11 protein-coding genes and 2 pseudogenes are annotated in these 12272 nt (G+C 67.1%); 12 read left to right on the top strand and 1 reads right to left on the bottom strand.

Annotation, left to right across the window (positions count from 1 at the left end):
* Positions 1-224: 224 nt before the first annotated feature.
* The 6 genes and pseudogenes from AD428_RS14510 to AD428_RS25080 all read left to right on the top strand — a co-directional run bounded on the left by AD428_RS14510 (position 225) and on the right by AD428_RS25080 (position 4659).
* A complete protein-coding gene (locus AD428_RS14510; RefSeq protein WP_053245642.1) occupies positions 225-1025 on the top strand; it encodes an MmgE/PrpD family protein in 801 nt (266 codons plus the stop codon).
* Positions 934-1914: a tripartite tricarboxylate transporter substrate binding protein gene (locus AD428_RS14515; RefSeq protein WP_160318586.1), complete on the top strand. Its 981-nt coding sequence runs from the start codon at positions 934-936 to the stop codon at positions 1912-1914. Before AD428_RS14510 ends, AD428_RS14515 begins: the two co-directional genes overlap by 92 nt.
* A 23-nt stretch (positions 1915-1937) precedes the next feature.
* On the top strand, positions 1938-2840 hold the full coding sequence (locus AD428_RS14520) for an isocitrate lyase/PEP mutase family protein (protein WP_053245644.1): 903 nt from the start codon (positions 1938-1940) through the stop codon (positions 2838-2840).
* A 50-nt stretch (positions 2841-2890) separates the two neighbouring features.
* On the top strand, positions 2891-3835 hold the full coding sequence (locus tag AD428_RS14525) for an isocitrate lyase/PEP mutase family protein (RefSeq protein ID WP_082308420.1): 945 nt from the start codon (positions 2891-2893) through the stop codon (positions 3833-3835).
* Positions 3832-4092, top strand: a pseudogene (locus AD428_RS29945) (amidohydrolase family protein); the annotation flags it as partial. The gene AD428_RS14525 and the pseudogene AD428_RS29945, both read left to right, overlap by 4 nt.
* A 16-nt stretch (positions 4093-4108) precedes the next feature.
* Positions 4109-4659, top strand: a pseudogene (locus tag AD428_RS25080) (amidohydrolase family protein).
* A gap of 250 nt (positions 4660-4909) precedes the next feature.
* Here AD428_RS25080 and AD428_RS14530 read toward each other — a convergent pair.
* Complete coding sequence (locus tag AD428_RS14530) at positions 4910-5926, bottom strand: LysR family transcriptional regulator (protein ID WP_235490335.1); 1017 nt, start codon at positions 5924-5926, stop codon at positions 4910-4912.
* A 167-nt stretch (positions 5927-6093) separates the two neighbouring features.
* Here AD428_RS14530 and AD428_RS14535 point away from each other — a divergent pair, with 167 nt between their 5' ends.
* The 6 genes from AD428_RS14535 to AD428_RS14560 all read left to right on the top strand — a co-directional run.
* Positions 6094-7422 carry an MFS transporter gene (locus AD428_RS14535; RefSeq protein WP_053245646.1) on the top strand — a complete coding sequence of 443 codons (1329 nt, stop codon included), beginning with the start codon at positions 6094-6096 and terminating at the stop codon, positions 7420-7422.
* 34 nt (positions 7423-7456) lie between these two features.
* The gene (locus AD428_RS14540) at positions 7457-8770 is read left to right on the top strand and encodes an ArgE/DapE family deacylase (RefSeq protein ID WP_053245647.1); all 1314 of its coding nucleotides are present in this window, start codon (positions 7457-7459) and stop codon (positions 8768-8770) included.
* A 102-nt stretch (positions 8771-8872) separates the two neighbouring features.
* A complete protein-coding gene (locus AD428_RS14545) occupies positions 8873-10084 on the top strand; it encodes an amino acid ABC transporter substrate-binding protein (protein WP_053245648.1) in 1212 nt (403 codons plus the stop codon).
* A 35-nt stretch (positions 10085-10119) separates the two neighbouring features.
* Positions 10120-10983 (top strand): branched-chain amino acid ABC transporter permease, encoded by an 864-nt coding sequence (locus AD428_RS14550; RefSeq protein ID WP_053245649.1) that lies wholly within the window; start codon positions 10120-10122, stop codon positions 10981-10983.
* Complete coding sequence (locus AD428_RS14555; RefSeq protein ID WP_053245650.1) at positions 10980-11927, top strand: branched-chain amino acid ABC transporter permease; 948 nt, start codon at positions 10980-10982, stop codon at positions 11925-11927. Before AD428_RS14550 ends, AD428_RS14555 begins: the two co-directional genes overlap by 4 nt.
* Positions 11924-12272 (top strand): ATP-binding cassette domain-containing protein (locus AD428_RS14560; protein WP_152968104.1); only part of this gene is annotated, 349 nt, incomplete at its 3' end. The genes AD428_RS14555 and AD428_RS14560, both read left to right, overlap by 4 nt.

Here is a 12272-nt window from a genome sequence, read left to right on the forward strand (position 1 = left end):
CCGCGACGCCCTGGCGCTGGCCGCCAGCGCCGCTTGCGGCCTGCGTGAATTCGTCAACGCCGGCACCGAAGAATACCCGCTGCATGCCGGCTTCGCAGCGCGCAACGGCATCAGCGCGGCCGCCTTGCGCCCGTGCCGGAACTGCGGCGGCCCCCGGCAGCCTCGAAGGCGACGCGGGTTTCTTTCGCAGCTACGGCCGGCCCGATGGATGTTATGGCCGGCGCGTGGCCGATCGCCTGGGCGACGAGTTCGAATTCAGGCAGATCACGTACAAACCCTATCCCACGTGCCAGTTCCACCGCGCCGTGGTCAGCGGCGTGCTGGCGCTGCGCCGGCAGGCGCCGCGGGCATCGCTGCGCCGCCTGACCATACACATGCATCCGTTCGAAGCCGATTTCATCGGCGTGCGCCATGCCGGACCCTTCCGGCGGTTTTCGCAGACCTTCATGAGCGCGCCTTTCTGCGCGGCGCTGGCCTGGGTGGACGGGTGCGTGGGCTACGAGGGCATGCACCGCTACGACGATACGCGGGTACTGGAGCTGGCTGCCCGCATCGACGTGGTGTCGGACCCAGGCATCGAGCGCTACCGGCCCAGACTCGTCGCCATGGATGACCATGGCGTGGCGCGGGAGTGGGCAGAGCAGGGCGGCAGCGAGGCTTATCTGCTGACCTGGCATGCGGCGGTCGACATGTCGGGCGCCCTGTGCGAGGAGGTCGGCGTGCCGGCGCCGGCGGCACAGGCGCTGGCCGACGCCGCGGACGCGCTGGCCCGGGCGCCGTCCGCGTCGGCGCTGCTGGCGGGCGGCCGCAACGGCCATCGCGCTGGGCGCGCCGCGACGGTCCAGTCCGGGCATGCGAGCCGCCCGGACACCCGGACCCGCCATGACCGGGTCCGGCACACCACCAGGGAGACAATCAATCATGCACAAGAGAATGAAAAACTTCGCCGCGGGCCCGGCAGGATGGGCCGCCGCGTTGATGGCGGCGGCGCTATGCGCCGCCGCGCCCGCCCAGGCGCAGGATAAGTATCCTTCCCGCGCCATCACCATCATCGTTCCCACCGCCCCGGGCGGCAGCACCGATACGGTGATCCGGCAACTGGCCGAGATCACTGGCGGCCTGATCAAGCAGCATTTCGTCATCCTCAACCGTCCGGGCGCCGGAGGCATCATCGGGACGACCGCGATCACGCGCGCCGAGCCGGACGGCTACACGCTCGGCGGCATATGGAATGCGCCGCTGACCATGACGCCGCATATCCTGAAGGCGCAGTATTCGCCGTCGGACTACGTGGCCGTATCGCTATCGGACTCGGCGCCCATCGTCCTGTGCGCGAAAGCGAACTTCCCCGCCAATTCCGGCCGGGAATTCGTCGAGTACGCCAGGAAGAACCCCGACAAGCTCACTTATGGCACCGACGGCGTCGGGGCAACCATCCAGTTGGCCTCGGAGCGCATCTTCACCCGCCTGCACATCAAGCTGCGTTCGGTGCCGTTCGCCGGCGCCGGCCAGACCTTGCAGAGTTTCCTGGCCAACCAGATCGACATCTACGGGGGATCGATCGCGCCCATTCTTCCCTATGTGAAAGACAAGAGCGTGAAATGTCTCATCGTGAGTTCGGTGGGCAGGGTGGCCGCGCTGCCGCGGGCCGCCAGCCTGACCGACCTCGGCATTCCCGAAGAGCAGACGCTGCTCTGGCACGGCATCATCGCGCCCAAGGGCGTTCCCGCCGATCGCCTGGCGCTGCTGGAGAACGCCTTCCGCAAAGCGGCGCAGACGCCGCAATTCAAGGCGTTCCTGGCCAGCCAGAGCATCAACGTGGAAGGCACTTCGGCCCGGGAGATGCGCAAGATCATGGACGACGAGTACGCCGCGATGGCAGGCATCGCGAAATCGCTCGGGCTGGTCAAGTAGGTTCAACGGAAGGAGACAGGGCAATGAAACGAACGACGCAATTGCGCCGCATACTGGAGCAGGGCGGGCCGGGCACGGTGCCCGGCGCCACCGACTGCTTCACGGCCAGGCTGATCGAGCAGGCCGGCTTCCCCGCGGTCTACGTGACCGGCGGCGGAACGGCAAACACGTATCTGGGCGCGCCCGATATCGGACTGGTGACACTCAACGAACTGGCCGGCCTGGTCGAACGCATCGCCGACGCCGTATCGATCCCGGTCATTGCCGACTGCGACACCGGGTTCGGCGGCGTGGCAAACGTCCGGCGCACCATCCGCGCGTACGAACGCGCCGGGGCGGCCGGCCTGCACATCGAAGACCAGATCTTTCCCAAGCGCTGCGGGCATTTCGAAGGCAAGACCGTGGTGCCGGCGCGGGACATGTGTTATCGGCTGCAAGCGGCCCTGGACGCGCGGACCGACCCCGACTTCCTGATCATCGCCCGCACCGACGCGCGCGCCGTGGAAGGCTTCGACGCGGCGCTCGAACGCGCCCGCCTGTACCGGGACATAGGCGCGGACGCCATCTTCGTCGAGCAGCCCCGCAGCGTGGAAGAATTGCGGCGGATCGGGCAGGCATTTCCCGGCGAAGTGCTGGTGGCCAATATGGTCGAGCGCAGCAAGACGCCCCTGCTGCCCACGGCGGAGCTGGCCGCGATGGGGTTCCGCATCATCTTGTACGCCAACGCCGCGCTGTACCTGGGCGCCCACGCCATCCGGGAAGGGTTGGCGGTATTGCGTTCGGCCGGCACCACCGAGAGCCTGCTAGACCGGATGATGACTTTCGGCGAACGCCAGCAGCTCGTCGGCCTGGACCGCGCCGACGCCTATGAGCGCGACCTGGCGGCGCGGGTGGACCGGCGCGCGCCTGCTCCAAACGGACAGTGAGCGCCAGCCGCGCGCCGCATTTCGAGCATTCGAGACAGAAAGGAGACGACATGGCTATCCAAAGAGCGCGCCTTCGTCAATTGATCGAGGCTCCCGGCCTGCTGGCCCTGCCGGGGGTTTTCGACGGTTTTTCCACCCGGCTGGTGGAACATGCCGGCTTCGAGGCCGCCTTCATCACGGGCAGCGGCGTGTCGGAAAGCCGTCTGGGCCAGCCCGACATCGGCATCATGGGCCTGGAAGAGAATCTCGCCGCCGTGCGCGCCATGACGGCCTGCAGCGGCCTGCTGCTGCTGGCCGATGGCGACACGGGCTACGGCAACGCGGTCAACGTGTACCACGCCACGCGCGCCTTCGAGCGCGCCGGTGCCGCCGGCGTGATGTTCGAGGACCAGGTCTGGCCCAAGCGCTGCGGACACATGCGCGGCAAGGAAGTGATCGACGCCCAGGAAATGGCGCAAAAACTGCGGGCCGCGGTCGAAGCCCGCGAAGACCCGGATTTCATCATCAAGTCGCGCACCGACGTGCTGGCCACCCATGGCCTGGACGAGGCCGTCAAGCGCCTGAACCTGTACGCCGAAGCGGGCGCCGATCTGCTGTTCGCCGACGCGGTCATGACCATCGAGCAGATCAAGGTGCTGACGGCGAACCTGGACAAGCCGCTGTGCGTGAACATGGGCTTCGGCATCCGCCAGCGCTCGACCACGCCGCTGCTGTCGCCCGCCGAGCTGCAGGACCTGGGCGTGCGCGTGGCGATATATCCGCGCCTGCTGACCGGCTGCGCCCTGCAGGGCATGATCAACGGGCTGGATCTCTTCCGGCGGTCGCTGGACGGCGGCGAGCGCGTTGACCGTCCGGACGCCTGCGTATCGTTCGAGATGCTGCACGACATCATGGGCATCCGCCAGGCCGATGCGCTGGAGAAGCGCTTCCTGACCGAAGCGCAGTACCGCGCGAAGTACGGGGAGGGCGCGCAAGAAGGAGGGGCCGTGCGATGAAACCGCGGCCCGTCACCGGAATCGACTCGCACGCCCATGTGATGAATATGTCGGCCACGCTGGTCAGCGAACGCCATTCCGCCCCGCGGCGCGATGTCACGGCCCGCGAGTACGTCGGCCTGCTCGGCGCTCACGGCTTGTCGCACGGCGTATTGACCGCGCCGAGTTTTCTCGGCGCCGACAACTCGCTGCTGCTGCAGGCGCTGGACGCGTTTCCGGATCGGCTGGCCGGCAGCGTCATTGTCGACCCGGGCGTCGACGAAGCCGTCCTGCATGACATGCGCCGCCGCGGCGCGGCGCGTGCGGCTGAACTGGACCCGCCGCGCCAGTCTGCCGGACGTCGCGCGCCGAGTACGCCGCTTGTTCAAGAAGCTGGCCGAGGTGGGCATGCACGTGGAGCTGTTCGTGGAGGACGCGCACGCCGCTCGCATCGTTCCGCGCCTGCTGGACGCCGGCATCCCCGTGGTGATCGACCATTTCGGCGCGCCCGATCCGGCGCTGGGCGTCAACGGCCCCGGCTTCGCGCAGATTCTGCGCGCCGTCGCCACGGGCCGGGCCTGGGTCAAGCTCTCCGCGCCGTACCGCCTGGGCGGCGCGACCCGCGCCGCTACGTCGATGCCCTGCTGCAAGCGGGCGGGCCGGGCCAGCTCATGTGGGGCAGCGATTTTCCGTGGGTCAGCCACGAAGACTATCTGGGCGGGCCGACCTTCGGCGGCTGCCTGCAATGGCTGTCGGACTGGGTGCCCGACGAGAGCGTGCGCCGGACGATTCTGTGCGACACGCCCGCACAGCTGTACGGCTTCGCTGCGCCGCGCCCGGCCTGAAACGTGATCGCGCAGTCAGGTGCGCGGTTAGGACGGGAAAGGTCGTTAGGTTGTGGGTTAGGGCATCATTGCCTTGTCTCACACGTGGCAGCCGCCAGGGCGCGTGGGCATATTTAACTTTACATAATACACATTATGCGTAAATTGTAGTCAGCGAGAGCTGCCCCTGCCCGAGTCCCTGTGCCACGAGCCCGCGGCGGCGCTTTCCCGTCCCTGTCCGGTAAGGACATGCCTATTCGATGGACGCGTGTCAGCCAGCCGTGTTGGCGCCTGGCGTCGTTGCCGGCGCCAGGCGCTGCGCCATCGGATAGGCGTCGATGTATTCGCGGAAGGCTTTCAGAAACGAGGCTTCGGCCGCGGTCTGCGGGGCGTCGCGGTGCCACAGCAGGTGCAGGTCCACGGTGCACACGCCTTCGCCGGGCGGCAGCCGCCACAGCAGTCCCTGCTCGACGTCGGCCTGGACGCTGTGTTCCGGCAGGCAGCCGATGCCGAAGCCGGCGATCAGCAGGCGCTTGACTTCGTCGTGCTGGGTAGAGGTTGCGACGATGCGGCCGGAAAAGCCGCGCTGGTCGCGGAAGATGGTGAGCGGCGAGAGGCTGTCGCCCAGCGCGTCGCTGGCGAACGACACGAAATTCTCCCCCAGCAGGTCGTCGATGCGGATGTCGGTCTTGCCGAACAGCGCATGGTTGCGGCCGCAGAAAAGCGCGTAGCGCTGCTGGAGGAAGATCTTGTGCTCCAGCCGCTTGGGAATCTGGCGGCACACGGCGATGCCGGCGCTGGCGCCGCGCTGCTGCATGAGGGCGACGATTTCGCTGCTGGGCAGCACGTCCATCTGGACTTCGATCCGCGGATAGGCGCGGTGGAAATGCGCCCAGAAGCTGTCGTAGACGCCGGAATGGATGCGGCTCGCGACGAGCAGATGGATCCGGCCCGCGGTTTCGACCTCGGTCTGCGACACCTCGGTCAGCAGCTGCGCCACGTTGCCGTAAATGGCTTGTGCGGCGCGGCGCACTTCTTCTCCGGCGTTCGTGATGGTGAACGCCGTGTTGTGCCGCTCGATCAGGCGGCGCTGGAGCTGCTCTTCGAGGCGCCGCAGCGCCTGGCTGACGGCGGACTGGGTCAGGTGCAGCTTGGCGGCCGCGCCGCTGATGCTGCGCTCCTGGACGATGACCAGGAACGTGCGCAGCAGGTTCCAGTCGAGGCGATCGCCTGGCCGCAGCGCGGTGGGAGTCGGTTTGGGCTGGGCAGGCATGGTGTCGGGCGGCATGTCGGGGTTTTTCGGCGGAATTGACGGCGGTGGACGGCGGGATCGCGCCGTATGGCATCAATATTAATACTATTTAAGTTGATTATTAATAAGCATAAATTGACGTTATATCAGCCCGGAGCGATAAACGCGGCTTCGAATAACGACATGCGTTCGAGGAGACTCTCATGGCTGGTTCCGCCAGTTTTCCCGTCGCGCGGCAGCCCGTGCGCGCCGCGACCGCCGCCTTTATCGGCACAACCATCGAGTGGTACGACTTCTACATCTACGCCACGGCCGCGGCGCTGGTGTTCGGCAAGGTATTTTTTCCCACGGCCGATCCGTTCGTCAGCACCATGGCGTCGTTCGGCACCTTCGCCGCGGGGTTTCTGGCGCGGCCGCTGGGCGGCGTGGTGTTTGGGCACCTGGGCGACCGAGTGGGCCGCAAGAAGGCCTTGATGGCAACCCTGGTCATCATGGGCGTGGCCACGGTCGGCATCGGCCTGCTTCCCAGCTACGCCATGGCCGGGTTCTGGGCCCCTGCCCTGTTGCTGCTGCTGCGGCTGGCGCAAGGGCTGGCCGTCGGCGGCGAATGGGGCGGCGCGGTGCTCATGGCCGGCGAGCACGCGTCGCAGGGGCGGCGCACGTTCGCCGCGTCTTTCGCGCAGCTCGGCAGCCCGGCCGGCCTGATCCTGTCGCTGCTGGCGTTCCGGCTGCTCACCGGGCTGGACGAAACCGCCTTTGCGGGCTGGGGCTGGCGGATACCGTTCCTCGTCAGCGCGGTCCTGCTGGTCGTGGGCTATTTCATCCGCGTGGGCGTGAACGAGTCCCCCGACTTCGCCCGGGTGCTGGCGCAGCAGGAACGGGCGGAAGTACCGGCCAAGGAGGTGCTTCGCACCGCATGGCGCACGGTGCTGCTCTGCATGGGGGTATGCACCGTGGCCATCGGCGGCATCTACTTCACCAACACATTCATGCTGTCGTACACGACGCAGACCATGGGACTGGACCGCGCGCTGATCCTGGACTGTCTTTTCGTGGTGGCGATCATCCAGTTCTTCGTGCAGCCGCTGGCCGCCTGGCTGGCCGACGCGGCGGGCCCGGCCCGCGTGCTGATCGGTGCCGCGTTCTGTTCGGTGCTGGCGCCCTACCCTATGTTCATGCTGGTCAACCACGGCAGCGCCTACAGCATCATCGCCGGGATCGCGATCGTGCTGGTATTCATGGCCACGATCTACTCGGCCATGGCCGGCTACATCAGTTCGGCGTTCCAGACCCACATCCGCTATTCGGGCATCTCGCTGTCATACCAATTCTGCGGCGCTATCGCGGGCGGGCTGACGCCGCTGATCGGCACCTGGATCTCGCACCGGTATCCGGGTCAATGGCTGCCGCTGGCTTTTTTTTATTCCGTGCTTTCCGCCATCACGCTGGTTTCCATCTGGGGCCTGGCCGCGCACAAGCGCCGGCTCGTGCGGTCCGCGCCCAACGCGCGCGCGGCTAAAGCCTCGGCCTGACCAGGCCCATCACCATCATTTACGAGGAATGAACATGACGCAGACGCAACCCGCAGCACTGACCGAAGAACAGATCCGCGACATCCTGCGGGCCGTCGACGACCGCTTCGATGCGCAAGTGGCGTTCACGCAGGATCTCGTGCGCTTTCCGTCGCTGCGGGAGCAGGAGCACACCGCTCAGGATTTTCTGTTCGAGGCGATGCGCGAACGCGGCTTCGCGATGGACCGCTGGAAAATCGACATCGACGACATCCGGTCGCATCCCGGCTTCGGTCCCGTGACCGTATCGTACGAGAATGCCTTCAATGTGGTGGGCACGTACCGGCCCGAGACGCAGGCCGGGCGCTCCCTCATCCTGAACGGCCACATCGACGTGGTGCCCACGGGCCCGCTGGATATGTGGAGCCGGTCGCCCTGGGACCCGGCCATCGTCGACGGCTGGATGTACGGCCGGGGCGCCGCCGACATGAAGGCCGGCCTGGCCGCGAACCTGTTCGCCTACGACGCGGTGCGCGCCGCGGGATACCGGCCGGCCGCGCCCATCTATTTCCAGTCCGTCGTCGAGGAGGAATGCACCGGCAACGGCGCGCTGGCCGCGCTGTTGCGCGGCTACCAGGCCGATGCCGTGATCATTCCCGAGCCCGAAGAGAACATGCTGGTGCGGGCCAATGTGGGCGTGCTGTGGTTCAAGGTGCGGGTGCGCGGCCGCCCGAGCCATACGCGCGAGATGGACAGCGGGTTCAACGCCATCGATGCCGCCTACGCCGCGATGCAGGCCCTGCGCAAGCTCGAAGCGCAATGGAACGGCCAGCATCGTTGCCATCGGCATTTCGAGCACCTCGACCACCCCATCAACTTCAATATCGGCAAGATCGAAGGCGGAGACTGGCCCTCGACGGTGCCGCCGTGGTGCGAATTCGATGTGCGCGCGGCCATTTATCCGGGCACGACGGCCGACGAGGCCCGCGAGCAGATCGAGGCCTGCCTGCGCGAGGCGGCCGCGTCCGACTCGCGGCTGGGCGGCACGCCGCCTGCGATCACGTATACGGGTTTCTACGCGGAAGGCTATGTGCTGGAGGAAGGCTCCGACGCCGAGCACACGCTGCGCGAATGCCACCGCCGGGCCTTTCGCAGCGAGCTGCAGAGCTTTACCACGCCGGGCTATCTCGACGCGCGGGTATTCGTGATCTACGGCAACATGCCCACGCTGGTCTACGGGCCGAAATCGCTGGACATCCACGGATTCGACGAGCGCGTGCATCTCGAGTCGGTGCGCCTGGTCACCAAGACCATCGCGCTTTTTATCGCGCAATGGTGCGGCATCGACACGCAGGCCGGCCGGATCTGATCCGCCGGACCGCCCGCGCGGGAAGCCGGAGGGAGAGTTCAGGTAAACGTAATAGCGTGCGTCTCACAATAAGTTGCATAAAAAACCACAGGAGACGACGCCATGTACCGGAAACTCATTCCCGCGCTGGCGGTGGCGGCATTGTCGTTGCAGGCGGCTTCGGCGCTTGCGGCGGATGCGCCGAAAGATATCGTGCTGGGCGCCTCGGTCCAGATGACGGGCCCGGTGTCGAACACCGGGCGCTATTATCGCGACGCCTATGAAATGGCGGTCGAGAAGATCAATGCCGCCGGCGGCGTGAAAATCGGCGGCCAGGCGCACAAGCTGGCGCTCAAGATCTACGACAACCAGTCCGACGTGAACCTGAGCGTGCGCCAGTACACGCAGCTCGTCAGCCAGGACAAGGTCAACCTGCTGCTGGGGCCTTTCGCGAGCAATTTCGCGCTGGCCGATTCGGCGGTGTCCGAGAAATACCAGGTGCCCATGGTCCAGGGCGGCGGCGCGTCGGACCAGATTTTCTCGCGCAAATTCAAATACATTTTCGGCACGCTGGCGCCGGCCAGCAATTACTTCGGCAGCACCGTAAGCATGCTCAAGGCGCTCAAGCCCGCGCCGCAAAGCGTAGCCCTGCTCTATGCGGACGATGCGTTCGACGTGTCGGTGGCCGAGGGCACGCGGCCCTTGCTCAAGAAAGCCGGACTGAAAGTCGTGATGGACGAGCGCTACAGCACCAACGCCACCGACTTCAATTCGCTGCTGTCGCAGATCAAGAGCAAACAGGTGGACGCGGTGCTGGTGGCGGGCCACGAAACCGAGATCCTGAATTTCGTGCGCCAGGCCAAGAGCCTGGCGGTGGCGCCCAAGATGTATTCGTTCACCGTGGGCGTGCCCTCCGAGGATTTCCGCAAGGCGCTGGGCAAGGACGCGGACTACGCCTTCGGCATGACGGCCTGGCTGCCCTCGGCCGCGCTGAAGGACCGCTGGTTTGGCGACGCGCAGCAGTTCGCCCGGGCCTACAAGGCCAAATACGGCTATGACCCGGACTACCACGCCGCTTCGGGCGTGGCCGATGTGGAGGCGCTGGTCGAAGCCATGGAGAAGGCGGGCACGGCCGATCCCAAGAAGGTGCGCGACGCGCTGGCGGCCATTCGGTTCGACAGTCTGTACGGCCCGGTCGCCTTCAATGCCCACGGCCAGATCGACCTGCCGCAGGTGGTGATCCAGGTGCAGGGCGACAATCTGGCGGAGGTCTACGGCGCCAAGGGCTTCGTGACGCCGCCCAAATACCCGATGCCGGCCTGGAACGCGCGCTGACGCCCTGCCCCTTCGGGCTTTCCGGACCCGCGATCGTGGACCTGCTCGCGCAAATCCTCGCCAACGGCGCGCTGCTGGGCGGCCTCTACGCCGTCATGGCGCTGGGGCTCGCCCTGGTCTGGGGCGTGCTCAATATCGTCAACCTGGCCCACGGCGCGTTCATCATGCTGGGCGCCTACCTGTCCTGGTATCTGTACAACGGCCTGGGCGTGGACCCGTTCCTGGGCCTGCCGGTCACGGCCGTGTCGCTGTTCGCGCTGGGCTACGTGCTGCAGCGCGGGCTGCTGAACCTGGTGGTGCGCGGCCCCATGTTCAATACGCTGCTCATTACGTTCGGGCTGGAAGTAGTGCTCACCTATCTGGCGCAGATGGCGTTCTCGGCGGATTTCCGCACCATCAATCCGCCGTATGCGGGCAACAGCTACACGCTGGGGCCGGTGACGGTGCCGCTGGTGAGGCTGGCCGCGTTCGCCGTGGCCCTGGCCCTGACCGTGGGCATGTGGCTGCTGCTCCTGCATACGCGGCTGGGCCGGGCCATCCGCGCCACGGCGCAGAACCTGGTGGCCGCCCGGCTGTATGGCGTGGAGCCGCGCCATTTATATGCGGTGACGTTCGGGCTCGGACTGGCGCTGGCCGGCGCGGCGGGCGGCCTGTATGGCTCGGTGTCGCAGATCAACCCGTACATCGGCGCCGCGCTGACGGCCAAGAGTTTCGCGATTTCCATCATCGGCGGGCTGGACAACCCGCTGGGCGTGATCGTGGGCGGGCTGTTCCTGGGCATTGTGGAGTCGCTGACCATGCTGTATGTGGGGCCGACCTTCGCCGACGTGGCGAGCTTCGGCATCCTGGTGGCGGTGCTCATCGTGCGGCCCGGCGGGCTGCTGGGGAGAACGGCATGAAGGCCGCGCGCGCCGTGCTCATCCTCGCCGCGCTGGCCGTGCTGGCGGGCGTGCCCTGGTACGGGTCGGACGTGCTGGTGCAGTTCGGCATCAACGCCCTGCTGCTGGCGGTGCTGGCCCAGGGCTGGAACATCATCGGCGGCTATACGGGCTACGCGTCGTTCGGCAACTCCGTTTTCTACGGACTGGGCAGCTACGGCGTGGGCATCGCCATGGCGCAGTGGGAACTGCCGTTCGGCGCGGGGCTGGCTTTCGGCGTGGCGCTGGCGGTGGCGTTCGCGCTGCTGCTCGGGCTGCCCGTGCTGCGGCTGCGCGGGCATTATTTCGCCATCGCCACGCTGGCGCTGGCGCAGGTCATGACGGCCATCGTATCCAACGTGGGGCTGGCGGGCCAGAACATCGGGCTGGTGCTGCCGCCGCTGAACAACGATCCGCTGTTCTACGAGCTGTCGCTGGGCCTGCTGGCGCTGGCGACCCTGACCGTGGCCTGGCTGACGCGCAGCCGATTCGGCTTCGGCCTGATCGCCATCCGCGAAAACGAGGAAGGCGCGGCGGTGATGGGCGTGAACACCACGCTGTACAAGGTGGCGGCGTTTGCGCTGTCGGGCGTGTTCTCGGCGCTGGCCGGCGGCATCCATGCGTACTGGATCACCTTTCTCGATCCGGAAAGCGCCTTCGACATCAGCCTGAACGTCAAGATGATCATCATGGCGGTGTTCGGCGGCGCCGGCACGGTGCTGGGGCCGGTGGCGGGCGCGCTGTCGCTGTCGGCCGTGTCGGAATGGCTGTCCAGCGAGGTGACCAGCGTGGCGGGCCTGTTCTTCGGCGCGGTGATCGTGGCGGCGGTGGTGCTCATGCCGCGCGGTCTGGCCGACCTGCTGCGGCGCTTCCGCAAGACGGGCTGGCGCTATTTCGCGGACAACATCAAGGCGCACCGGCTATGAACGCGATCCTGGACCTGCGCAACGTGACGCGGCGCTTCGCCGGCCTGGTGGCGGTGAGCCAGGTGAGCTTCACGCTGGGCGAAGGCGAGATCCTCGGCCTGATCGGGCCCAACGGCGCGGGCAAGACCACGCTGGTGAGCCTGGTCAGCGGCACGCTCGCGCCGTCCGAGGGGGAAATCTATTACCAGGGCCGCCCCATCACCGCCCTGCCCGCCTACCGCCGCGCGCGCCTGGGCATCGGCCGCACGTTCCAGATCATGCGGCCGTTTCCCGGCCTTTCGGTGCTGGACAACGTGGCGGTGGGCGCCCTGTTCGGCCGCGCCGACCGGCCGTCCCGGCCTGGCG

The organism is Achromobacter sp. DMS1, from assembly GCF_001270295.1.

Excerpts from the sequence above, each read along its gene's own strand:
- AD428_RS14520 (WP_053245644.1), top strand. The coding sequence starts at position 1,938 with ATGAAACGAACGACGCAATTGCGCCGCATACTGGAGCAGGGCGGGCCG.
- AD428_RS14530 (WP_235490335.1), bottom strand. The coding sequence starts at position 5,926 with ATGCCGCCCGACACCATGCCTGCCCAGCCCAAACCGACTCCCACCGCG.
- AD428_RS14555 (WP_053245650.1), top strand. The coding sequence starts at position 10,980 with ATGAAGGCCGCGCGCGCCGTGCTCATCCTCGCCGCGCTGGCCGTGCTG.
- AD428_RS14525 (WP_082308420.1), top strand. The coding sequence starts at position 2,891 with ATGGCTATCCAAAGAGCGCGCCTTCGTCAATTGATCGAGGCTCCCGGC.
- AD428_RS14545 (WP_053245648.1), top strand. The coding sequence starts at position 8,873 with ATGTACCGGAAACTCATTCCCGCGCTGGCGGTGGCGGCATTGTCGTTG.
- AD428_RS14515 (WP_160318586.1), top strand. The coding sequence starts at position 934 with ATGAAAAACTTCGCCGCGGGCCCGGCAGGATGGGCCGCCGCGTTGATG.
- AD428_RS14540 (WP_053245647.1), top strand. The coding sequence starts at position 7,457 with ATGACGCAGACGCAACCCGCAGCACTGACCGAAGAACAGATCCGCGAC.
- AD428_RS14535 (WP_053245646.1), top strand. The coding sequence starts at position 6,094 with ATGGCTGGTTCCGCCAGTTTTCCCGTCGCGCGGCAGCCCGTGCGCGCC.